17 protein-coding genes are annotated in these 24,159 nt (G+C 63.9%); 6 read left to right on the forward strand and 11 right to left on the reverse strand.

Annotation, left to right across the window (positions count from 1 at the left end; all coding sequences use genetic code 11):
* The first annotated feature begins 156 nt into the window (after positions 1-156).
* Both ACX80Q_RS07725 and ACX80Q_RS07730 read left to right on the forward strand, forming a co-directional pair.
* On the forward strand, positions 157-4,461 hold the full coding sequence (locus ACX80Q_RS07725) for an alpha-L-fucosidase (protein WP_459329948.1): 4,305 nt from the start codon (positions 157-159) through the stop codon (positions 4,459-4,461).
* 103 nt (positions 4,462-4,564) lie between these two features.
* Positions 4,565-5,209, forward strand: a complete 645-nt coding sequence (locus tag ACX80Q_RS07730) for a class I SAM-dependent methyltransferase (RefSeq protein ID WP_459329949.1) — start codon at positions 4,565-4,567, stop codon at positions 5,207-5,209.
* Position 5,210: 1 nt separating this feature from the next.
* Here ACX80Q_RS07730 and ACX80Q_RS07735 read toward each other — a convergent pair whose 3' ends face one another.
* Positions 5,211-6,950, reverse strand: coding sequence for an HNH endonuclease (locus tag ACX80Q_RS07735; RefSeq protein ID WP_459329950.1), 1,740 nt, complete (start codon positions 6,948-6,950; stop codon positions 5,211-5,213).
* 493 nt (positions 6,951-7,443) lie between these two features.
* Here ACX80Q_RS07735 and ACX80Q_RS07740 point away from each other — a divergent pair, with 493 nt between their 5' ends.
* Both ACX80Q_RS07740 and hrpA read left to right on the forward strand, forming a co-directional pair.
* Positions 7,444-8,289 (forward strand): hypothetical protein, encoded by an 846-nt coding sequence (locus tag ACX80Q_RS07740; RefSeq protein WP_459329951.1) that lies wholly within the window; start codon positions 7,444-7,446, stop codon positions 8,287-8,289.
* Between the two features lie 13 nt (positions 8,290-8,302).
* Positions 8,303-12,256: an ATP-dependent RNA helicase HrpA gene (gene hrpA, locus ACX80Q_RS07745; RefSeq protein WP_459329952.1), complete on the forward strand. Its 3,954-nt coding sequence runs from the start codon at positions 8,303-8,305 to the stop codon at positions 12,254-12,256.
* Between the two features lie 83 nt (positions 12,257-12,339).
* Here hrpA and ACX80Q_RS07750 read toward each other — a convergent pair whose 3' ends face one another.
* From ACX80Q_RS07750 to ACX80Q_RS07760, 3 genes are read right to left on the reverse strand one after another with little or no spacing between them, the layout of a single operon-like run.
* Positions 12,340-12,768 carry an HIT family protein gene (locus tag ACX80Q_RS07750; RefSeq protein ID WP_459329953.1) on the reverse strand — a complete coding sequence of 143 codons (429 nt, stop codon included), beginning with the start codon at positions 12,766-12,768 and terminating at the stop codon, positions 12,340-12,342.
* 44 nt (positions 12,769-12,812) lie between these two features.
* Complete coding sequence (locus ACX80Q_RS07755; protein WP_459329954.1) at positions 12,813-13,862, reverse strand: NAD(P)-dependent alcohol dehydrogenase; 1,050 nt, start codon at positions 13,860-13,862, stop codon at positions 12,813-12,815.
* Positions 13,859-14,704: a sulfurtransferase gene (locus ACX80Q_RS07760; protein ID WP_459329955.1), complete on the reverse strand. Its 846-nt coding sequence runs from the start codon at positions 14,702-14,704 to the stop codon at positions 13,859-13,861. Before ACX80Q_RS07760 ends, ACX80Q_RS07755 begins: the two co-directional genes overlap by 4 nt.
* Positions 14,705-14,763: 59 nt before the next feature.
* Between ACX80Q_RS07760 and ACX80Q_RS07765 the strand changes: the two genes are divergently transcribed.
* Positions 14,764-15,843 (forward strand): PLP-dependent cysteine synthase family protein, encoded by a 1,080-nt coding sequence (locus tag ACX80Q_RS07765; protein ID WP_459329956.1) that lies wholly within the window; start codon positions 14,764-14,766, stop codon positions 15,841-15,843.
* Between the two features lie 111 nt (positions 15,844-15,954).
* Here the strand turns inward: ACX80Q_RS07765 and ACX80Q_RS07770 are convergent, their stop codons facing one another.
* Positions 15,955-16,611, reverse strand: coding sequence for an MBL fold metallo-hydrolase (locus ACX80Q_RS07770; protein WP_459329957.1), 657 nt, complete (start codon positions 16,609-16,611; stop codon positions 15,955-15,957).
* A gap of 141 nt (positions 16,612-16,752) precedes the next feature.
* Here ACX80Q_RS07770 and ACX80Q_RS07775 point away from each other — a divergent pair, with 141 nt between their 5' ends.
* Positions 16,753-17,160, forward strand: a complete 408-nt coding sequence (locus ACX80Q_RS07775) for a Fur family transcriptional regulator (RefSeq protein WP_459329958.1) — start codon at positions 16,753-16,755, stop codon at positions 17,158-17,160.
* Here ACX80Q_RS07775 and ACX80Q_RS07780 read toward each other — a convergent pair.
* The 6 genes from ACX80Q_RS07780 to ACX80Q_RS07805 form a co-directional block, all read right to left on the reverse strand.
* Positions 17,157-18,608: a lipase maturation factor family protein gene (locus tag ACX80Q_RS07780; protein ID WP_459329959.1), complete on the reverse strand. Its 1,452-nt coding sequence runs from the start codon at positions 18,606-18,608 to the stop codon at positions 17,157-17,159. The two genes, ACX80Q_RS07775 and ACX80Q_RS07780, sit on opposite strands and share 4 nt — an antisense overlap.
* 84 nt (positions 18,609-18,692) lie before the next feature.
* Positions 18,693-19,571 (reverse strand): metal ABC transporter permease, encoded by an 879-nt coding sequence (locus tag ACX80Q_RS07785; RefSeq protein ID WP_459329960.1) that lies wholly within the window; start codon positions 19,569-19,571, stop codon positions 18,693-18,695.
* Complete coding sequence (locus tag ACX80Q_RS07790) at positions 19,568-20,413, reverse strand: metal ABC transporter ATP-binding protein (protein WP_459329961.1); 846 nt, start codon at positions 20,411-20,413, stop codon at positions 19,568-19,570. Before ACX80Q_RS07790 ends, ACX80Q_RS07785 begins: the two co-directional genes overlap by 4 nt.
* On the reverse strand, positions 20,410-21,330 hold the full coding sequence (locus ACX80Q_RS07795) for a metal ABC transporter solute-binding protein, Zn/Mn family (RefSeq protein ID WP_459329962.1): 921 nt from the start codon (positions 21,328-21,330) through the stop codon (positions 20,410-20,412). The genes ACX80Q_RS07790 and ACX80Q_RS07795 overlap by 4 nt, the downstream gene beginning before the upstream one ends.
* An 88-nt stretch (positions 21,331-21,418) precedes the next feature.
* Entirely contained in the window at positions 21,419-22,477 is a 1,059-nt protein-coding gene (locus ACX80Q_RS07800) for a hemolysin family protein (protein ID WP_459329963.1), read from the reverse strand.
* Entirely contained in the window at positions 22,474-23,820 is a 1,347-nt protein-coding gene (locus tag ACX80Q_RS07805; protein WP_459329964.1) for a hemolysin family protein, read from the reverse strand. Before ACX80Q_RS07805 ends, ACX80Q_RS07800 begins: the two co-directional genes overlap by 4 nt.
* Positions 23,821-24,159 lie beyond the last annotated feature (339 nt).

A 24,159-nucleotide genomic window follows, 5' to 3' on the forward strand; every position in this document is an offset into this window, starting at 1 on the left:
TATCGATAATTCCCTGCGTAACAATCACCGCTCGCCACTACATTCCGAGTAACTTGAATCACATACATCCGATGTCTTAAGCGGGTGTGGCGGCGTGGCCACATTAAAGGACGGCTGCGCTGACCCCGGTTGGTTCATTTACGAGGAGACACATCCATGGTTTTCAATTCTGTCCGTGCCAGAGGGAAGGATGCGCCAACGCCTGTGCCGCCGAGCTCCCGGGGCAAATCCCGGAAAGTCCCGGCCATTGCCGGGCTGGCCACGCTGTGCCTGGTGGGGGCCCTCATGATTCCTTCGATGACAGCCCAGGCGGCCACGAGCGACTCTCTCAACGTGGGATTCAACGGCTCTCTGGTAGGCACCACCGCCTACACCACCACGGGGAGCGAAATCATGCACGGCGTGCTCAACCGGGTGACCGGCAATGAGGAGCAGGTGGCGCTCACCGGCGTGCGACTCACGGGCGGCGCCCAGGGCATCCGCTACGCACCCACCGACATGACTACCGGCACCGACACTGCCGATCAGGGCTTCCTGGGCGAGGTGAAGTTCACTCCCGCCAGTTCCGCGGACATGTCCACCATTTTCTCCGCAGGCGGAAACTTCTACATCCGCGCCCAGAGCGGGGAGCTGCGCTACGGCTTTGACTCCCTCACCGGATCAAACTGGACATCCAACAAAGCCACGATTGAGTACCCGGCCCTGAACAAGGAGCACGCGCTTTCCTTCCACTACCTCCCCACAGCCACGGGCGCCACGCTTTCGGTCATGCTCGACGGCGTAACTCTGCCCCCCGTGACCAGCACGGCACCGGCTAAGAATGCCACCAACTTGGGCTCCATTTTTGGCTTTGGCTACGAGGTCAACCCTGGCGGATCCGGCCGAGGCTTCAGCGGCATGCTGCACGATGCCCGCCTGGCCCAGGCAACGGGCGCCTTCGCACCCTCCGCGTTTGAATACCAGCCCAAACCGGCCTCCACAGATCTGCTTGACGTCTCCTACGACGGCGCACTGGCCGGCAACGCCTACACGGCCACCGGCAGTGATGTACTGCTGGGCACCCTGAACCGCCGGGCCGGTACCGAGACTGTTACCGGGGGCAAGTCCACCCTGACAGCCACCGGCGAGGGTCTGGACTTCACAGCAACAGCCTTCCCGCTTGGCACCACCAAGCTGGACAAGGGCTTTGTTGCCGAGGCAACCTTCACGCCGTCCGGACCCCAGGTTGCCCAGGCACCCGTGATTGCCGTTGGCGGCAACCTGTTTGCCCGCTACAACACCGGCGGGACGTCGTTTGAGTACGGCTTCAGCTCCAACGCGAGCGGCTCCTGGAAGACCTACTCCGAGTCCGTTCCTGTGCCCGAAGTCAACAAGCCGCACACCTTCTCCATGGTCTACGTGCCCAAGAGCGACGGCACAGCGGAGCTGGTTGCCGGCATGGACGGCAAACTGCTGGCCCCCGTGACGGGCGCCCAGGCCATCAAGAACCCTGCATCCAACACCACGGCTACCTTCGGTGCCGAGGTCAAGGAAGCCGCAAACAACCGTGCGTTCAAGGGATCCCTGGACAAGACACGTTTCGCTGCACTGACCGCCGGCTACGAACCCGCGGCCGTCAAGTACCAGGACCTCACTCCCGGCGAGCCCGAGGTGTGCGAGCCCCTTCTGGTTGATCCGGCCAACTACATCTCCGTCAGTACCGGCGACTGCGAGGCCAACATCCTCGCCAAGTCCGCACTCGTGCGCCCCACCAAGGCACAGCTCGAATGGCAGGAGTCCCGCCAGACAGCGTTCCTGCACTTCGGCATCAACACCTTCTACAACCAGGAGTGGGGCCACGGCAACGAGGACCCCGCCCGCTTCAACCCCACAGACTTTGACGCCGACAGCTGGGTCAAAACCCTGCGCGACAACGGCTATCGCTACGCCGTGCTGACTGTGAAGCACCACGACGGCTTCATGTCCTACCCCTCTCGCTACACCGACTACACGGTGGCATCCTCGCCGTGGAAGAACGGCAAGGGAGACGTGGTGAAGGAATTCACAGACGCTGCGCACAAGTACGGCATGAAGGTTGGCCTGTACATGTCCCCCGCCGACTCCAACCAGGAGGTCGACGGCGTGTTCGGCAACGGCAGCGCCAAGAGCGAACGCACCATTCCCACCCTGGTCGCCGGCGATGACCGCGCGGGCAAGACCATCCCCTCCTTCAAGTACCAGGCCACCGACTACGGCGCGTTCTTCCTGAACACCCTGTACGAGATCCTGACCCAGTACGGCCAGGTTGATGAGGTCTGGTTCGACGGCGCCCAGGGCAACACGGGCAAGCGGGAGTTCTATGACTACCCCGCCTTTTACGACATGATCGCCAAACTCCAGCCCCAGTCAGTGGTCGCCGTGGGCGGCAACGATGTTCGCTGGATCGGCAACGAGCAGGGCGTGGCACGCGCCAACGAGTGGGCCGTGCTGCCCATCACCCGTCCCACGGACGGCGGCAAGATCTCCGCCGTCGGCACCGAGGAGTCAAACACGCTTGGCTCCCGTGGCCCCTTGATCAATTCGGTCAAGAGCGGCCAGGCCAACAGCCTGCATTGGTGGCCGGGCGAGGCCGACATGCGCCTGACCCAGGGCTGGTTTGCGCACCCCAACGATGCACCCAAGCAGCCCGCCGAAATGATGAACAAGTACTACCAGTCCGTTGGCCGCAACTCCGTGCTGCTGCTCAACGTTCCGCCCACCACCACAGGCAAGTTTGCACCGGCCTCGGTGACAGCCCTGCAGGGGTTCAAGACGGCGCGGGACAAGTCCTTCAGTAATGATCTGGCCTTGGGCCTGCCTGTGTTGGTCAACGGCGAGAGCACCATGCTGCTCACCGATGACAACGCCCGCACAGGCGCCAGCCAGGCCCTGGCAGTGGATTCCGTGGTTGGGATCGACCTGGGCTCGCCCAAGGCGGTCAGCAACATCTCGCTGAGCGAGCACGTCCTAGAACACGGCCAAACAGTGGAGAAGTTCACAGTGGAAGCCAAGCTCAACGGCACGTGGACGGCCGTCAACAATGACGCCGCCAACGGCGGCGGAACAGGCGGGGGCACCATTGGTGTCACCCGCATCCTGAAGTTTGCCGCCCCCGTGACGGCACAGGAATTCCGCGTCACCATCAAGGAAACCCGTGCCCCCGCACACCTTTCCAACCTCTCGCTCTACAGTGACTTGGCAGCTGCCCCCGCGCCTGCCATGAACCTCTATGTTGACTGCAAGGCCCCGCTTGCCGGCATCGGCACCGAGGCCCGCCCGTTCAACTCCCTGGAGCAGTTCCGCCAGTTGGAGATTGCCACCGGTGCCACCATCCACTTCAAGGCCGGCACCGACTGTGCAGCGTCGGACACCCCCTTCTGGGGCTACGGCACTGCCGCTGCGCCAATCACCGTCACCTCCTACGGCACAGGCGCCGCAGCCTTGATTGGCGGCAAATCTCTGGCTGAGAAGTTTGGCGCGTTCGCCAACAAGGGCTGGAAGGTCGCAGCTGTGGTGGAACCCGCCACACCAACCACGAGCCTGAGTGCTGCCACTGTTGAGGCCGGCAAGAGCGTCACGGTCACCCTGGCCGGCTTTGCCGCCAGCCAGGAAGTCACGCTTGAACTGCGTCCGGGAGCCCACAACCTGGGCAAGGTCACCACCAACGCCCAGGGCGGGGCAACCATTGCCGTGACAGTGCCGGTGGCGACCTCTGCCGGGGACTTCACCGTGGCGGCAACACAAGGCGCGAAGACTGCCTCTGCAGCGTTGAAGGTCACGGCTCCGGTGGTGGTCCCTACAACGGCACCGCCGACCACGGTTGCTCCCACCACGGCACCGCCCACGGTTCCGGCAACAACGGCACCGCCCACGGTTCCGGCTACAACGGCTCCGCCCACAACCGTTGCACCCACCACGGAGCCGACCGTTCCGGCAACCACGGCACCCGCCACAACGGCTCCTGCCAGCAATGAGCCGGCTGGAACTGTGAGCCAGGAAACCGTGGCTGCTGGCAGCGAACTGACCATGACCGGGCAGAACTTCAAGCCGGGCAGCACCGCCACCTTCACCCTGCATTCGGACCCCGTGGTCTTGGGCAGCGCGGTGGTGGCAGCCAACGGGACGGTGTCCCTGACCGTCAAGGTGCCGGCGGGTGTCCCTGCGGGCGGCCACACGATTGTCATCAGCGGCACCGCTGTTGACGGAGGGGCAGCTGAAGTCAGCATCGCAGTGACTGTGGGAGCGGCGGGCGGTCCCACAACGTCGGCCACCTCGACGTCCTCCATCACTGCGCCAACTGCCACCAGCCCCGCAGCAGCTGACAAGGGCGATCTGGCACATACGGGTGCCACCGCAACGTCAGGACTCCTGTTGGCGATGGTCCTGCTGTTGGCCGGATCGGCCTCAGTGCTCATGATCCGCCGTCGAGGCAAGCGGGCCTAGGCAATCTGAACACCACAACTACATATCAGCTGTGCCCGGTACACGAGGTGGACCGGGCACAACTGTTCCCGGCGCGGATTGGCGGCCGTTGTAGCCTGTACCCATGACGACTATTTTTGATGAGACGTACTGGAACGAGCGCTACGGAAACAGCGTGCGGATCTGGAGCGGCAACCCCAATCCCCAGCTGGTGGCCGAGGCGGCCGCACTCGATTCCGGTTCGCCGCAGACACCCAAGAAGGCATTCGACGTCGGCTGCGGTGAAGGCGCGGACTCCGTGTGGCTGGCCAGGCAGGGCTGGCACGTGAGCGGTGTGGACATCTCCACCGTGGCGTTGCAGCGGGCAGCAGCCCACGCAGCCGATCTGGACCTTGCCGGATCCGTCGTCTGGGAGCACGACGACCTGTTGGCGTGGACCCCACCGGCCACCGCCTTTGACCTGGTCTCCGCCCAATTCATGCACCTGCCGCGCCCGGATCGGGAGAAGTTGTTTGCCGCTCTCGCTGACGCAGTCGCCCCCGGAGGAACGCTGCTGATCGTGGGGCACGCGCCGCAAGACGTTGCCGCAGGCGCCCACAAGGCCATAGGCGAGGACATGTTCTTCACCGCCGGCGAGATCGCGGAGTCCCTGGATCCCTCCCAGTGGAAGGTAGTGGTGGCCGAGTCCCGTCCCCGCACCGCTGCCGGACACGACGGCGAATCCATCACCGTCCACGACGAAGTCATGCGGGCCACACGGCTGAAGTGAGCTACCGCCGATGCTTGCTGCGATGCCCCGGAGGGCCGGGCAGCGGCGGCGCGGTGGAGATGTATCGGTGGCCCGTGGGAGTTTCGATTTCCGTGACCGGAGGGCCCTCCCCCGCAGCGGTGTTGTCACCGGACCGGGTGGACGACCAGCCCGGAGCCTCCTTGGCCTGGTTGCAGTCGGAGCACAGGCCCTGGCCATTATCCATGGATGTGGCGCCGCCAGCTGCGTATGCCTTGATGTGGTCATACTCGCGAATGGGTGCATCGCAATACGGTGTTTGGCAGCGCTGGTCCTGCAGTCGCAGGAACTCCTTCATGCCTTCCGGGAAGAATCTGGCGTGAGAGTCCATTGCGAGGAGTTGATTGGTCTCCGGATGGGTAAACAGCCGCTTGAGCCACACTTGCGGCGAGGGGCTGCCACTGCCACTGCCACTGACCATGCTGCGCGCAATGGGTGCCGGAATGGGGTCGTAACCGACCAGCACGGCCGGATCGTTGGCACTGCCGAAAAGCGACCTGTCGGTCATGACCAGTTCCAGTGAAATGCTGGCCTCCTCCACCGTGGTGCACAATGCCTGGCCGGGGGTTCCGGCCAGAGGAGCTGATGGCTGTCGACCGCCCTCCACCTTCGGGAAACCTCCCACCGGCACACCCCTATGGTCACCTAGCGTTCCGGCGCCGTCGTTGCACGGGGCATGCTGGACCAGCCTGTGCATGAGCGCATCCGCCATGATCTGCCCCTTGCCCCGTTCGTCACCGGACGCCCTGAGGCTGTCGGCAACCTTGGTGAGGGTCGTCAGAATGTGGACCCCTTGTTTCAGCGGTATCAGGGCGGTCAAATAGGTCATGCCGTCGGCAGCCGGACGGAGCGAGACGTACCTGTCCCCCACAGCCTTTTCGTGGCGCTTCACAAATGCTTGGGGATCCAGCGAGTATGCGGCTTTTCTTGCCGTGGCACTCAATTCCCTGTTGCCCATGTGCCCTGCGGCGTCCGGGTCTCCGCAGATGGACTGGTCCACATGGGCCCGATCCATCAAGGAAAGGAAAACAGTTTCCTTGGCAATGAGCCCGGCCTTGTACTCGCTGATCCGGCCCTGCGAGAAGGCCCTCATACTGTATGGCATTTCCCGCACCAACACTTCAGATAATTCACAGAGCTGGCGCCCACGGTGGGGAGATTCATGGCGCGCCAGGGCCAGCTGATGGGCGATCCCCCTGCCCAGCCTTTCCCTTGGGACTCCTGCCCGGGCCTGCTCAAGCCGCTGCTGGGCAACGAAGAGTGCCTGCGCGTGGGCTTGGGTGGCGGCCAGGGCATTCTTGGTTTCCTCCAGAACAGCAATGACGTCTATCAGAACAGCGCCCGACATTTGGTCAACAGTGCGGGTATCAAGGGCTGCCGGATCTACTGACCCGCCCAGAGACACGAGAACTCCTGCCGCCAGGCCAGCCCGGGACTCCGCTTTGGTGGCTGCGGCCCTTGCTGTTGCCACGCGTTGGCTCAAATGGGCTAGCGCGTCCGCGGAACGCCCTTCTTCAATGGCCGCCTCTACAGCGGCTGCGGCGGCCTCAACCTTGCCTCGTTCCTGACCGGACAACTCGTCTGCGAGCGCGGCATCCAGCTGCGCGAGGACCACGGGGTCGAAGAAGTTGCCGCAAGATTCCAGCACTGCGGCACCCATGGCCAGCATGGCGTGACACCGATTAGTGGCTGCTGCGCCGGGGCTTTGCGGACTTGCGCTCACCTGTCCAAGGGCCGCACCAAGCGGGTGCACCCCTAGTGCGGGGCTCGCTCCCCTGCCGGAGCCCCATCCCTCCAGAGCGCCAGGTCCCACTAGCGCGCCCATTCCCCCTCGAGCGCCCGGGCTTGCAGCGTTCATGGAGTCGAGCCATTCGGGTACAGCCACACCGCTCACCGCCTTGCCGGTCCGGCCCCGGTTCAGTCGGGCCCCGGTTCGGAGAACCAAGGCACTTTCCGTGGCTAGATTATGGATCCGTCTTCATATATTTATACGGATCAAATCTTTACTTCCTATATATAGATTCTATTACTAGGGTCTGACATTTCGGCAGCCCTGCCAAGCCTCAAGGAGAAATCTGTGGACGACCGAACCCCCGGCGATGCCTGTGGAGGAATCAATCCGGAAAAACGCCACGAAGGTGTCCAACCATGACCCACTCGAGCCACATGGAAGTGACAAGGCCAGCTCCCGCGTGATCCATGAAAGACTTTCCCCCATGACCAAATTGATTGCCGCGCTGGCGATTCTTGCCGCCCTGGCCTGGGCCGTTACTTCCGCCGCATCATGGATCGAAAGAAAGAAGGCACCGCGTGCCATCGGCGCCGGCAAATTGCCGGTCCATGCCACGTCCGCCGAACTGGACAAGGCAATGAACAAGGCCCAATGGCGCACAGTGGCGGCAATTGCCTTCGCAGTGGTCATGTTTGCCACACTTTTCAGGCTCTCCATCGGCCTGTCCGGCCAGGAAGGTCTGCCAGTTGCCGTTACGACAGGGCTTTCTGCCAGCGGTGGGCTGCTTCTGTTCTCGGCCCTGCCAGCCGCCAAGATCCCGGCGGGCAACGCCACCTCCCCGCTGCTGCCCAGGCGCGCCTTCATTGTGCCCGCTGCAAGTCTGGCTGCCTTCACAGCGTTCGTCACCACCATGGGGCTCGTGCCAGCACTGACCGCCGGGAGGAACGACGGCGTGCCCCTCCTCCTCGTGTCCGTGACCTTGGGTGGTTCCGCCGTTCTTGCCCTGCGCCGACTGAACACCACGCTCGCCCTGGCAGATCCACGCATGTCTTCAGCCGACCGTCGGTGGCGCGAACTCTCTGCCCGGAACCTGCTCAACTTCGCCAGCGGGGCACTCCTTGCCTATTTCGGCACCGCAGTCATCGTGGCATCGCTGTCGCTGGACGCAGCAGCGGCAAAATCTGCGTCTCCCAGCTGGGGCATCGCCGGCACTGCCGGTGGGGCGGCACTGGCCCTGGCCGGCGTCGTACTGCTGGTGCTGGCAGCCAAGGGTGCGCTGACAATCCGCGCGGCAGCGCGCCACGAAGCCGAGACGCCAATAACCGCATAAACTGGGTGGCACCATGACTTTGACTATCACGTACCCGCCCGCGCTCCCCGTCTCGGAGCGCCGCGAGGACCTCATGGCAGCCATCGCCGCCAACCAGGTCACCATCATCGCCGGCGAAACAGGCTCAGGAAAGACCACGCAGATCCCCAAGATGTGTGTGGAACTGGGCCTGGCCGAGAAAGGCCTGATCGGCCACACTCAGCCGCGCCGCTTGGCCGCGCGCACAGTGGCAGAGCGCATCGCCAGCGAACTCGGCGTGGAAATCGGGCAAGAGGTGGGCTTCCAGGTCCGCTTCACCGGCCACGTTGGCCCGCAGACCAAGATCAAGCTCATGACCGACGGCATTCTGCTGGCGGAAATCCAGCGCGACCGCCTCCTGCGCAAGTACTCGGTCATCATCATCGACGAGGCGCACGAGCGCTCCCTGAACATCGACTTCATCCTGGGCTACCTGCGCCAAATCCTGCCCCAGCGCCCGGATTTGAAGGTCATCATCACCTCGGCCACCATCGATCCGGGGCGCTTCGCCAACCACTTCGCCTCCCCCGAGGGCCCGGCCCCCATCGTGGAGGTCTCCGGACGCACCTTCCCCGTGGAGATCCGCTACCGCCCCCTGAGCGGACCCACCGAGGACGACGACGAACTTGGCTCGTCCACCGACCGTCGCCTTGACGGCGGCAACAGTGAAGAGGACCGAGACCCGCTGGACGCCGTGTGCGACGCCGTGGATGAACTGTCCAAGGAAGCCCCCGGGGACATCTTGATCTTCTTCTCCGGCGAGCGCGAAATTCGCGACGCCGCGGACGCGTTGGCCGGCCGGGCCAAGACGAATCCGCGCCTGCGTGACGTCCAGATCCTGCCCCTGTACGCCCGGCTCTCCCTAGCCGAACAACATGCCGTCTTCACACCGGGAAACCGAAAGCGCATTGTGCTGGCCACCAACGTTGCCGAGACCTCGCTGACGGTGCCCGGCATCAAGTACGTCATTGACCCCGGCACCGCACGCATCTCGCGTTATTCGCACCGGACCAAGGTGCAGCGCCTGCCCATTGAGCGGGTGTCCCAGGCCAGCGCGAATCAGCGCTCGGGCCGTTGCGGCCGTGTCTCCGACGGCATCTGCATCCGCCTCTACTCAGAGGAGGACTTCAACGACCGGAGCGAATTCACCGACCCGGAAATACTGCGCACCAACCTGGCCGCCGTCATCCTGCAGATGACGGCCATGGGCGTTGCCAAGGGGCCCAAGGACGTGGAGAAGTTCCCGTTCGTCCAGCCGCCGGACTCCAGGGCCATCACCGACGGCGTGACACTCCTGCGCGAGCTGGGCGCGGTGACCGCCCAAGGCGGGATCACCGGCGTCGGACGCCAACTCTCCCAACTGCCGGTGGATCCGCGGCTGGGCCGGATGATCGTGGAAGCCGCCAAGCGCGGCGTGGCTGCCGAGGTCATGGTGCTGGCCGCGGCGCTCACCATTCAGGATCCGCGCGAACGACCCACCGACAAACAGCAGCTCGCCGCGGAAAAGCATAAGCGCTTTGCGGACGAGCACTCCGACTTCACCGGCTTCCTGAACCTGTGGCGGTACATCAAGGACAAGCAGGAGGAGCTGTCCTCCAGCGCATTCCGGCGCCTGTGCAAGGCCGAGTTCATCAACTACCTTCGCGTGCGTGAATGGCAGGACCTGTTTGCCCAGCTCAAGCAGATGGGCAAGTCGCTGGACATCAAGGTTTCCGGCAGCACCGTGGACCCTGTGGGCAACCACAACGCCATCCACATGAGCCTGCTGACGGGCCTGCTGAGCCACATTGGCCTGTACGACCAGCGCAAGCGCGAGTACGCCGGCGCCCGCGGCACCAAGTTCATGGTGTTCCCGGGCTCGGCGTTGTTCAAGAAGTCGCCCGACTGGGTCATGGCCGCCGAACTGGTTGAGACGTCGCGGCTGTGGGCCCGCGTGGCAGCCAAGTTCGACCCGTTGTGGGCCGAGCAGGTTGCCCCTGACCTGGTCAAGCGCACGTACAGCGAGCCGCACTGGTCCAAGAAAATGGGCTCCGTCATGGCGCACGAGAAGGTCACCCTGTACGGAGTGCCCATCGTCCCGGACCGCCGCGTCCACTACGGGCCCATCGATCCCGAGCTCAGCCGCGAGATGTTCATCAGGCATGCCCTGGTGGAGGGCGACTGGCACACCAACCACAAATTCTTCCACCGCAACCAGGCCCTGCTGGCCGAGGTTGAGGAAATGGAAACCCGCATGCGCCGCCGCGATCTGCGCGTGGACGACGAGACGCTCTTCGAGTTTTACGACGAGCGCGTGGGCCCGGACGTTGTCTCGGAGCGGCACTTCGACAAGTGGTGGAAAGACGCCCGGCATACGAACCCGTCCCTGCTGGACTTTGACGCCAACGTTGTCATGGCGGAGGAACCGGCCCTCGATGAGGCTGCGTTCCCCAAGACGTGGACGCAGGGCGAGTTTGAGCTGCCGCTGAGCTACGAGTTCCATCCCACGGCGCCCGGTGCTGCCCCGAACCCGTCCGACGGCGTGACGGTGCAGGTGCCGCTGTTGTTCCTGAACCAGCTGCAGGAGGCCCCGTTCCGGTGGCAGATTCCGGGCTTGCGTGCTGAGTTGGTGACGGCCTTGATCAAGTCGCTGCCCAAGGCCATCCGGAAAAACTTCATCCCCGCACCCGACGTTGCCCGGCAGGCCGCGGCTGCGCTGGCTGCGGACTTTGACCCGTCGGTAGATGCCCTGGAACCGTCCCTAGAACTGGCCCTGCGCCGGCTCAAGGGCCATGTGATCCCGCCCGGCTCCTGGAACTGGGATGCGGTACCCACGCACCTGCGCATGACGTTCTCCGTGGTGGACAAAAACGGCCGTATTTTGGAGGAGAGCAAGGACCTGGCGAAGCTCCAGGAGCAGCTGGCCGGCGCCACCCGCCGCGCCATTGCCGAGTCCCTGGGCGCCACGCCCAAGACCACCCAGGCGGGCCGGGCACCGCTCGGTGCGTCTGCCGGAAAGAACACCAAGGGCGCCCCGGCGGCCGGTGCGCCAACAGCGGCGGCTTCGCGCCCGGCGTCGTCCTCTGGAAATGGCACCTCAGGCATCCAGGAACGCTCCGGCCTGACGTCCTGGGATGTGGGCACGCTGCCCCGCGAGGTCAAGCGCCTCGTGGCTGGCCACACTGTCACAGGCTACCCGGCCCTGGTGGATGAGGGCAGCACGGCCGGAATCCGCGTGTTCCAGCGCCAGGACGTGCAGGAGGCTGCCATGCGCGGCGGCGTCATCCGGCTCCTGGCCCTGCGCGTGCCCTCCCCCGACAGGTATGTGCTGGACCACCTGAGCAACACGGAAAAGCTGACATTCAGCCAGAACCCGCACGGCAGCGTCACGGAGCTAATCGCCGACTGCACCCTGGCCACGATCGACAAGCTCACCCCTGCTGCACTGCCATGGAACCAGCAGGACTTCGACGCCCTCTATGAGGTCGTGCGGGCGGAATTGATTGACACGGTTTTCAGTGTCACGGCCATCGTGGAGCGGGTGCTGGCCTCGAATATGCGCATCCAAAAGAAGCTGCGCGAGACCACCAGCCTGCCGTTGATCAGCGCGCTGAACGACATCAAGCAGCAGCTGGAGTTGCTGGTCTATCCGGGCTTCGTGGCGAAGACGGGCTTTGCCCAGCTCAGCCAGCTGCCGCGGTATCTGGCGGCCATTGAGAAGCGGTTGGAAAAACTGCCCTCTAATGTGGCCCGCGACGCCCAGGCCATGGCGGCCGTGCAGCGTTTGGAAGACGAGTACGACGACGCCGTGGCGGCTTTGGTGCCCGGGCAACGCTCAACGGCGGCGCTGGAACACGTGCGTTGGATGATCGAGGAACTGCGGGTCAGCTTGTTCGCCGTGGAGCTGGGGACGGCGTATTCGGTCTCAGAAAAGCGGATCCGCGTGGCCCTGGCGAAGGCGATGGCCTAGCGCCCCCAACTGTGACGCACTTGTTGCTAGAAACGTGGCGGTTTTTAGCTACAAGTGCGTCCTAGTTGGGGAGGTGGGGCGGGTCAGGACTCCGGCACAAACTCCCCGTGTCCGGAGCTGCGCAGGGCGGCGCGGAGCTTTTCGGCACTGGCGTCCATGACCTGCGGATCCGGGTTGTTGTCCACGGCGGCGAAGCTGAAGTTGCCCAGACCGTAGGCCGGGAACACGTGGATGTGCAGGTGTTCCACCTCGAAACCGGCAATGATGACACCGGCCCGCGGCGCACCGAAGGCAGCCACCTGGGCCTGGCCGATGGTTTGGGCAACACCCATCAACTTGCCCATGAGTTCCGGCGGGGCGTCGGTCCATTTGTCCACTTCACGGCGCGGCACCACCAGGGCGTGCCCGTCGGTCAGGGGACCAATGGTCAAAAAGGCTACGCAATCGTCATCCTGCCAGATGAACCGGCCGGGGATGTCACCGTTGATAATTTTGCTGAACAAGGTGCTCAAGAATTTCTCCCTCAAACGAAAACGAAAACGAAAACGAACAGTGGTTACAGGGTGGCGGCGTCCAACACAAAACGGTATTTGACGTCGCCCACCACCATGCGGTCATAGGCGGCATCGAGATCCTGTGCGGATACGATTTCAATGTCGGAGACAATGCCGTGCTCGGCACAGAAATCAAGCATTTCCTGGGTCTCGGCAATGCCACCAATGAGTGAGCCGCCGTAGGCCAAGCGCTTGCGGATCAACAGGCCCGGATCAACGGGAGGCATCTTCTCCGACGGCAGGCCCAACTGGATCAGGGCGCCGTCGCGCGCCAGGGTGCGCAGGTACGGGTTGATGTCATGCACGGCGGCAACGGTGTCCAGGATGGCGTTCAAGCTCTGCTTTGCCGCGGCCATCTGCTCCGGATCGCTGGAAACCACAACAAAGTCAGCACCCAGCTCAGCAGCGGCAACAGCCTTGGCCGGTGAGGTGGTGAAAACTGTGACGGTTGCCCCGAGCGCCTTGGCGATCTTGACACCCATGTGGCCCAGCCCGCCCAGGCCGATCACACCCACTTTGTCGCCTTCCTGCACGTCGAGGTACGCCAACGGTGAGTAGGTGGTGACGCCCGCACACAGCAAGGGAGCGGCCGCGGCCGGGTCCATGCCCTCGGGAATGTGCACCACATAGTTTTCATCCACCACGATGGCTTGGGCGTACCCGCCCTGCGTGATACCGCCACCGTTGCGGGGATCCGCCACGCCATAGGTGCCCACATTGCCCACCTCGCAGTACTGCTCAAAGCCCTCAAGGCACGAGTCGCACTCACGGCAGGAGTCAACCATGCAGCCAACACCCACGCGTTGGCCCACAGTGAAGCCCTCCACGGAGTCGCCCACGTTGCTGACAATGCCCACAATCTCGTGGCCCGGCACCAGCGGGTACTTGGCCGGCCCCCACTCGGAGCGGATGGTGTGCACATCTGAGTGGCACAGCCCGCAGAATTCAATGGCGATCTCGACGTCGTGCGCGCCAGGTTCGCGGCGTTCGATGGTGCTGGGCTTGAGTCCGGATGTGGCAGAGACGGCCGCATAGGCCTTTACTTGGGTCATGCTTCAACCCTATCGCCGTTAGCGCCAGTCTCAACCGGGCGCCCGGCCTGATTCGACCACGCCGACCACGATCCCGGATACAGCGCCGCCGTGAACCCGGCAATCTCCAACGCTGCAATCTGGTGCGCAGCCGTCACGCCGGAACCGCAGTAGACGGCCACGGGAGCACCCTCCGCCACACCCAGTGCGGCAAACCGCGCCCGCAACTGATCCGCCGGCAAAAACGTCTTGTCCGCAGCCAAGTTCTCCGTGGTGGGAGCGCTGAGGGCCCCGGGAATGTGCCCCGCGCGCGGATCGATGGGCTCCGCCTCGCCCCGGTACCGCTCCCCCGCCCGCGCATCCAGCAGAATCCCGCCCCACGCCGCGGCCCCATCGCCATCGATGGTCGGCTTTGCCCCATACCGTACGACGGCGTCCCCTGGCTGCGCTGACTCCTCACCGTGGGCGAACGGCAGCTGGGCTGCTCGCCAGGCGGCCAGTCCGCCGTCGAGCAGGTAAATGTTCGCCAGGCCCGCATAGCCCAGCAGCCACCAGGCGCGGGCAGCGGCGGCCGAGCCGGCGTCGTCATAGACCACCACGGTGTCCGCAGCATTGATGCCCCAGCGGCGGACGGTGTGGGCAAAATCGGCCTCCGCGGGGAGCGGATGCCGGCCGTCCTGCGGTGACCCGTGGGAAGCAAGTTCCGAGTCCATGTCAACGTACACAGCCCCGGGAATGTGCCCGGCAAGGTAGTGCTCATGGCCAAGGGGATCGCCCAGCGCCCAACGCACGTCCAGCAGCACTGTGCGCGTCCCGGCATTCAGGCGCTCGTTGAGGGTGGCGGCATTCATCAAAACGGACATGGCGGCTCCTTGGGGATTGGGTGATCCACCACCAAATGTACTGCGCTACGCTCAATTGCATGAACACAGCACAAGCCTCCTGGTCCTGGACCCGCAACGCCATTGGCAAGGTCCAGGCCGAAAATAACCGCTCGGCAGACACCCACCTGTACAAGATTGAGCTTCCCGAGCAGTGGGGCGTTGACCTGTATGTGAAGGACGAGTCCTGCCACCGGACGGGCAGCCTGAAGCACCGGCTGGCCCGCTCCCTTTTCCTGTTTGGCCTTGTCAACGGCTGGATCCATGAGGGCACCACCATTGTGGAGGCCAGTTCCGGCAGCACGGCGGTCTCCGAGGCGTACTTTGCCCAGCTGTTGGGCCTGGACTTTGTGGCCGTCATGACCCGCACCACCAGCCCCGAGAAAATTGCGCTCATTGAACAGTTTGGCGGCCGCTGCCACCTGGTGGACCAGGCCGACGAGGTGTACTCGGCTGCGGCTGCCATTGCCGCCGAATGCAACGGCCACTACATGGACCAGTTCACCTACGCCGAGCGGGCCACGGATTGGCGCGGCAACAACAACATTGCCGAATCCATTTTCAGCCAGCTGGCCCATGAGCGGTTCCCCGAACCTGCCTGGGTGGTGGTGGGCGCCGGCACGGGTGGCACCTCGGCCACCATTGGCCGGTACATCCGCTACCACGGCCACGCCACGCAGCTGGCGGTGGTGGACCCGGAGGGTTCTGCGTTCTACCCGGCCTGGAAGAACGGCGACCTGGGCACCGTCACGGGCAGGTCCTCACGGATCGAAGGCATCGGCCGGCCCCGCGTGGAGCCCAGCTTTGTTCCCGGCGTCATCGATTCCATGCTGGAGATCCCGGACGCCGCCTCCGTGGCGGCCATGAGTCACTTTGCCTCTCTCACGGGCCTGCACGCCGGGCCGTCCACGGGCACCAGCCTCTGGGGGGTGTGGCAGCTGGTGGCCCAGATGGTTGCCCAGGGCGTTTCCGGCAGCATTGTCACGTTGATGTGCGACGGCGGCGAACGGTATGCGGGCAGCTACAACAACCCTGCGTGGCTGGCTGAGAAGGGGCTGGAACCGGCCCCGCACCTGCGGGTCATTGAGGACTTCTTCGCCAGCGGAACCTGGAACGGCTAGACCCGCAGGGCCGAGGGGCCGAGGGCGTGCCAAGCTTGCGAGGGCGGGTGAAATTTCATGCTCCCTCGCCGGTTTAGCACGCCGTCAGCAGCGAGAGTCAGCGTGGACCCCCTAAAATTCCACCGACTGCCCCGGGGTCAGGTGGCCGAACGTCACGCCGTGGAGGGCACCGATCCGGGCCACGTGCGACTCCGTGAACGCCAGTCCTTTCTCGCTGAGCAGTGCGTCGTGGATTTGGAATGCCTGCGGGGCGCGCACGGAGACCACAAAATCCACCACCTCCGACACTTTCGACCAGGGCGCGTGGATGGGAACCAGCAGTGTGCCCACGGTGACCCCGTGTGGAACTATCAGGGAGTCGCCCGGGTGGTAGACGGCGTCGTCTATCAGGTAGCCAACATTGGCCACAGTGGGCATGGACGGGTGGATCACGGCATGCTGGCCGCCAAAGCACTGCACGGCAAAGCCGGCCACGGTGAAGGTTTCCCCGGCTGCCGCAACAAAAATCTGCCCGGCATGATCCGGTGCCTGGGTCCGCAGGTCCTGGGCCACGCCGGCAGGGGCATGAATGCTCAGCCGCGGGGACTCGGCCAGCGCCGTCAGCAGCGCCGCGAGGTCGTAGTGGTCGGGGTGTTCGTGGGTGATCAGGACGGCGCTGGCCCCGGCAAGTGCCACAGCGGATTCGGAGAAGATCCCCGGATCCAGCACCAGCACGCGGTCATCCTGCGCCAGGCGGACACAGGCGTGGGTGAATTTTGTCAGCAACATGGTGCCAGCCTATGCCCCGGACCCGACCCCGCCAAGGCCTGTCCCAAGGCCTGTCTCAAGGACCCGAGCAGAGCAAGTTCCCGGGTGGGTGCGCTAGGCTGGTTTATTGGATCAAAGACCGTTACGAAAGTGAGTCCACCCATGAACGATGCACCGGTGAAGGAGCAGCGCGTCACCAAACAACGCGTAGCCATCAACGCTGCCTTGGACACGCTGGACGACTTTGTCAGCACGCAGGTGCTGCACCGCCTGCTGCATGAGCAGGACATCCGGGTTTCGCTGGCCACCACGTACCGCATCCTGGCCTCCATGGCTGATGAGGGTGTGGTGGACACGCTGCGCAATGGCGAGGGCGAGACACTGTACCGGCGCTGCTCCGCCACGAACCACCACCATCATTTGCTGTGCCGTAAGTGTGGCAAGACGGTGGAGGTTGAGGCACCGGCCGTTGAAAGCTGGGCCGCCTCCATTGCCAAGGCCAACGGTTTCACCCAGGTCCAGCACACGGTGGAAATTTACGGCCTCTGCCCGGAGTGCTCCACACTTTAACTCAAACCGCTGATGGGCGGCACCAGATCGCCCATGGGCTCGCGCACCCACCAATCCCCACTGCGCCGCCATTCCCGCCACGTGGTGTACCGGTAGGCGAACACGCGGGCTCGCACTTGCTCCGGGGACCGCCCGCCGAACGGGTCGTGGCGCAACAGCTTCAGCGTTGCAGGGTCGGCCGCCAGCAGTTTGTGCAGAAACGGCATGAACCAGTGCATGCCCGGCTGTCCCAGCGCCAGGAACCACATGAGCCAATCCAGGCGCAGGTGGTAGGGCGCAAACTGCCGCGGCATGCGCGATGGATCCCCCGGTTTCCCGCGAAAGCCGTACTCCAGCCAACTGTGCCCGTCCCAGCCCTCCACCACCACCTCGTACCGCTCGCGCGTGATGCTGCCAAACGCCCCGTACGCATTGGCCAGCCGCCAGCGGTTGAAGCTGGCGTTCATGGCCTGGTTGTGTAAGAACAGGTTCTTCAGCGGCCACCAGCTCAGCACCAGCATGAGCAGGCCCATTACCAGAACGACGACGGCGAACCAGGCCGGGGTGCCCAGCGCCACGGGGGTGCCGCCCTGCTCCGGGACGCCGGGGAGCAGGCCTGCAAGCACGGGGTCGGCCACGGCCGAGAACGCGAGCACCAGGGTGAGCGTGTTGAGCCAGGCGAAGTTTCCGGACAGCACCAACCAGAACTGGGTCGCCAGCACCACCGCCGCGGCCCACGTAGCCACCGGTTGCGGGGCAAAGAGCAGGAACGGGATCACCAGCTGGGCCCCGTGATTGCCCAACACCTCCACCTTGTGCAGGGGTTTGGGCAGGTGGTGGAACCACCAACTCAGCGGATTGGGCATGGGCTGGGTTTCGTGGTGGTAGTACAGGGCTGTGAGGTCCCGCCACACCCTGTCGCCGCGCATCTTGATCATGCCGGCGCCAAACTCCAACCGGAACAGCAGCCAGCGGAACAGCCACAAGGTGATGACCGGCGTCGAGGTTTGATCAGAGCCAAGGAACGCGGCCAGGAAGCCGGCCTCCAGGAGCAGGATTTCCCAGCCAAAACCATAGAAGACCTGGCCAACATTCACCATGGACATGTAGAGCAGCCACAGCGCCAGGAACACCAGCATGGGCAGCCACGCCGGGCCTTGCTGGGGCAGGCCCAGCACCACTGTGGCGGCCAGGACAGCTCCCGTCCACGCCACGGTGCGCAGGAGTGCGTCCGAGTACCGCCAGCGGAACAAGGTGGGCCCGGGTGTTCCGGCCAGGCGGGACAGGTAGCGCGGCACAGGCAGCAGCCCGTGCTCCCCCAACAGGGCGGGGAATTGCAGGGCGCCTGAAACAAACGCGATCACGTAAACGGCAGCAATGCCGCGCTGGAGCACAAACCGTGCCACATCGTAGTCGGCGGTGCCGAACCAGCCTGCGGTGGTCAACCAGCCTGCGTTCAACCAGTCCATGGTGCAACGCTAGAACCATTCAGCCCCGTGTGCACTGTTCTGCGGCAAACCCGAGGCGGGTTCACAGCAGAACAGCACAGAATTCTAGGCGGCCAGGGCGCTGGGCCGGGCGGACCAGCCCCGCCGCCGGCGCCACGCTCCGGCAATGCGGCACAGCAGGTAGATCACAAAGGACAGCGTTGTCACGTAGGGGCTGATGGGGATGCTGCCACCCAGCGCCAGCATGATGCCGCCCACCGTGGCGGTCATGGCAAAGCCCACGCTGAGCAGCACCACCATGCGCGGAGCGGCCGTGACCTGCAGGGCTGCCGCGGCGGGGGTGATGAGCAGAGCCAGGACCAGCAGCGCACCCACCACTTGGATGGACAGTGCCACGGCTATGCCCAGCAGGAACATGAACGCCAGCGAGAGCGTCCGCACGGGAACACCGCGGGCTGTGGCAATGTCCGGGTCGGCGCTGGCGAACGTTAGCGGCCGCCAAATGATGGCCAGTCCCACCACCACTACCAGAGCGGTTCCCGCCAAGACGGAGAGCTGGGTGGAATCCACCGAGACAATCTGCCCGGTCAGCAGGCCAAACTTGTTGGAGGACCGGCCCTCATAGAGGGACAGGAACAAGATGCCCAGGCCCAGACCAAAGGGCATGATGACGCCAATGACAGAGTTTTTCTCCCGGGCCCGTACCCCCATGACACCCAGCAGCAGGGCCGCAAACACGGAGCCCACCAGCGATCCAAAGATCACATCGGCACCAATCAACAGGGCAAAGGCCGCTCCGGCAAAGGACAATTCGGCAATGCCGTGGACGGCAAAGGCCAAATCCCGCATCATGACGAACGTGCCAATGAGCCCGCCCACAACACCTAAAACGGCACCGGCCAGCAGGGTGTCGCGGAACAGCGGCAGCAGCTCGGCGTAGTTGGAGAAGTTAAAGACGGCTGCGGTGAAATCTGCCCAGCTCATAGGGGTTCCTGCCCGTGCGTGGAGTCGTGGCTGTGATTGTCGTCCGGCAGATGGCCGTCAATGACAGAATCGGGCCGGCCCACCACCACCAGCCGACCGTCGATGTGCAGCACCTCAACGCGCGTACCGTACAGCCGGGAAAGGACCTCTGTGGTCATAACCTCCGCCGGGGTGCCCAGTGTGAAGCGTCCGCCGGCCAGGTACAGCACCCGGTCCACATGTTCTAAGATCGGGTTAATTTCGTGGGTGACGAACACGACGGCGGTCCCGTGCTGTTTGGCTTGTTGGCCCACCAAGGCGCTCACCGCCTTCTGGTGGTTCAAGTCAAGGGACAGCAGGGGCTCATCGCACAGCAACACCTGCGGCTTGGCAGCCAGGGCCTGGGCGATTCGCAACCTCTGCTGCTCGCCTCCGGAGAGCATTCCCACGGGGATCTTGCCATAGCTGCTGGCTCCCACCTGGGCCAGCAACTCATCCACGCGCCGGTGATAAGACTTGCCGCGCAGGCGGAATCCCCATTTGTCGCCGTCAACGCCCAGCCCCACCACGTCGCGGGCCCTCAGCGGGGTGTCGGGGGCAAAGTTCTTTTGTTGGGGGACATATCCAATGGCGCGGTTGCCGCGTTTGGCCGGGGCGCCGTTGATGGTGAGCTGCCCGGAGCTCAGCGGGGACAGGCCCAGGAGAATTTTTAGGAAGCTGGTTTTGCCACTGCCGTTGGCACCCAGGACGGCCAGAAACTCCCCGGGCGCAACCTGCAGGTTCAGGTCTTTCCAGAGGGTGCGCTGGCCAAATTTTAAGGTGGCCGCGTTGAGGCTGATGACTGCCGGAGCTGCTGGGCTCACTTGGCCGCACCGGATGCTAGTGCTTGTTCCAAGGAAGAAACATTACCAACCATCCAGTCCAAGTAGCTGGTTTCCGCCGGAAGTGTCTCAGAAAAATCAACAACAGGCAGTCCGGCCGCCTGGGCGTCAGCCTTGAGCTGCTCCGTTTGCGGGCTCTGGGTTTGTTCGTTGTAGGCCAGGAAGGCAAGGGTTCCCCCTGTCAGCAGGGCCTTCATCTCCGTCACGGTGGAGGCAGCGGCGTCCGTGCCATTTTCAATGGCTTCGCTGAACTTTTCGGGAGTTTCATTGACCAGGCCGGCCTGCTCAAGCATGTACAGGGGTACCGGTTCCGTGATGGCAACGGCCGTGCCGCCGTGGGTCTCCTTCAGCTGCGCCAGTCTGGCGTCCAAGTCCTGCAGTTTTTCCTTGTACTCAGTGGCCCGGGCGGCGAAGGCCGATGCCTGCTCAGGCAGGGCTGCGGTGAAGCGGGTGGCCAGATCGTCAACCACCTTGGAGATCACGGGCAGGGAGTACCAGAGATGTTCATTGAAGCCCGGGCCCTGGTCCAGGCCGGACAGCTCGCTCACATTGATGATCTGCCCGGCCTCCAACTGACCCTTGGCCAGCTGGTCGAAGAAGTCGTCATAGCCGCCGCCATTTTCAATGCCGATCTGGGCCTTGGATACTGCCAGCTTGTCCTGGGCATTGGCCTCGTAGCCGTGCGGATCGGCACCGGCCTTGCTGATGATGGAATGCACACTGACCTGCTCTCCACCAATGGCTTGGGCAATATCTGCATAGACATTGGTGGAGGCCACCACTGACACGGTGCCGGCCGGGATCTGGCTTGCCTCTTCCCCGCCACCGCAGGCAGCCAGCGTGAGGGTGGCGGCCAGTGTTGCACCCATGAACAGAAGTGAGCGGCGGCTGTGAGACATGCTGGTCCTTTGAGAGTACTAATGAGAACAATTACCAATAAGTCCAGCATAGCCCATATTAGGAATCGTTCGCATCAAGATGGTTCACTCAGCTCCGTCGGCGTTCCTGGATGTGCGTTTGGGTGGCGTCGCGGATCTCGCCCACGAGCTGTTCAATAACATCCTCAAGGAACAGGACACCCATGGTTTGGCCACTGGCATCAATGACCCTCGCCATGTGTGAGCCCGTGCGCTGCATGGTGGAGAGCACGTCCTCGATTTCCTCATTGGCCGCCAAATTCACCATGGAGCGCACGCGCCCCTCACCAATGGGCTTTTGGTAGCGTTCCAGGGGAATGCGCAGAATGTCCTTCAGGTGCAAGTAGCCCAGCAGTGTTCCTGTTGAGTCAGCCACCACAAACCGGGAGAATCCCGTCTTGCCCACCGCGTGTTCAAAGTCCACGGGAGTGGCGTCCGCCGGCAGCGTGACCAGCTGGTTCAGCGGAACCATGATTCCCTGTGCCGTTTGCGAGGAGAATTCCAGGGCGCCCGTAATGAGGCCTGTCTGGTCATCCACCAGGCCGCTGCGCGTGGACTCGGCAAGAATGGACTGCACCTGCTCCAAGGTGAAGCTTGAGGCGACCTCGTCCGCCGGCTCAATCCCAAAGAGGCGCACAAGGTGATTGGCTGCCCAGTTCAACGCCACAATGACTGGGCGCACCACTTTGCTAACCAGCACCAGCGGAGGGGCCAGCAACAAGGCAGCTTTGTCGGCGGCGGACACACTCATGTTCTTGGGCACCATTTCGCCAAAGGTCACATGCAGGAACGTCACCAGGGCCAGGGTCACAACAAAAGCCAGCGGAGCAGCCACATTGTCCTGGACACCCAGTGCGTGCAGGGGTTCGGCCAGGAGGTGGTGGATGGCCGGTTCCGAGACATTCAGGATCAGCAGTGAACAAACAGTGATGCCCAGCTGTGCACAGGCAAGCATCAAGGAGACGTTTTCCATGGCGCCGAGAGTGATCTTGGCGCGCTTGGAGCCGGCGTCGGCCAAGGGTTCGATCTGGCTGCGACGGGCTGTCATGATGGCAAACTCGGCGGCAACAAAGAACGCGTTGCCAGCCAGCAGCACCACCAGCCAGGCAATTCCGGCCCAGGGGCTCATCGGGAATCACCGGCCGCAGTGCTGGCGTCTGTTTCGGTGCCGCCGCCGGAAGGTGCCGGGATGAAGCGGATCCGTTCTATCCGGCGTCGTTCCATTCTGTCCACAACCAACAATCCGCCTTCCACGGCCACCGTGTCCCCCACTACTGCAATTCGGCCAAGCTCGGCCATCATGAATCCGGCCGCTGTCTCATAGCCGGCCTCGTCGGGAACATTGAGCGGGCCAATGCGTTCGCTGACCTCGTCGGGGCGCATCAGGCCCGGGAAGAACCAGGTGCCATCGGCCGCCAGCAAGATGCCGGGCTTGACCCTGTCGTGCTCATCGGAGACCTCGCCAACTATTTCCTCCACCAGGTCTTCTAGGGTGGTGACGCCGGCCGTGCCGCCGTATTCGTCCTGGACAACAGCCATCTGCAGATTGCCTTCACGCAGTTCAAGTATCAGTGCGTCCAGGTGGACAGTCTCGGGCACAAAAAGCACATCCGTCATGATGGCGCCCACCTCAATGGAGGGGCGCTTGTGGAACGGCACAGCCACGGCCTTCTTCAGGTGGACAACACCCAAAATATGGTCTGGGGATTCTCCAATGACGGGAAAGCGGGAAAAACCGGTGCGCCGGGCAACGTCCACCACTGCCGCCACCGACTGGGTGCTTTCAACCGTTTCAACCTGCATGCGCGGCGTCATGACGTCGGCGGCCGTGCGCTCGGAGAAGCTCAGGGTGCGCGCCACAAAAGTTGCCGTGCCCGCATCCAGGGTACCCATGGCCGCCGAGCGGCGCACCAGGGAGGCCAGCTCGGCCGGTGACCGGGCGCCGGAAATCTCTTCCTTGGCTTCCATGCCAAAGAGGTTCAGCACCTTGTTGGAAAAACCGTTCAACACCACAATGGCCGGCTTGAAAATGGCTGTAAACACCAGCTGCGGGCGGGCCACAGCTTTGCCGATTTCAAAGGACTTGGCGATTGCCATGTTCTTGGGCACCAGCTCGCCAATCAGCATGGACAAGAGAGTGGCGATCAACATGGCCAGGGCCAAGGCGATGCCTGACACGGCGGCTTCGGGAATGCCCACCGCACCCAGGGGCGTCATGAGCAAGGCCCCGAGCGAGGGTTCCATGAGGAAACCCGTCAGCAGGGTGGTCAGGGTGATGCCAAGCTGGCAGCTGGAGAGTTGGGTGGAGAGCGATTTCAAGCAGCGCAGCAGAGGTTGGGCGGCTTTATCGCCCTTGTCCACGGCCCGCTGGACCGAAGCCTGGTCAAGGGCAACGAGGGAAAATTCAACGGCTACGAAGAAGCCGGTACCGAGGATTAGCAGCAATCCTGCTGCTAGGAGAATCCATTCCATTTAGCGATTCCCCCGTTCCAAGGCATCAAGCGCACGAGCTGCGCTGAGGCGGGGGTTGCTCGCCGGCGGAGGGCGGTCGGCGCCGGGGCCGGCCGGTGTTGCTCCACAGGAGGCTGTTGCTCCGCGGGGCACTGTTGCCCCGCAAGGGACTGTTGCCCCTGAGGAGGCCGTCGAGGAAGAAGAGCCGTGGTCACGTGTGAGGGATTTGCCGGCATTGCCAAGCGGCTTGCGTGAACGCAAAGAAGCGCTCGCCAAGCCGTTGCGCCGGCCCCTAGATTTACTTTCCATAGGCTCTTCAGTGTACATGAGCACCCCGGGGCACCCCTTGGTAAACGTCGC

The organism is Arthrobacter sp. HLT1-20 (assembly GCF_054510895.1).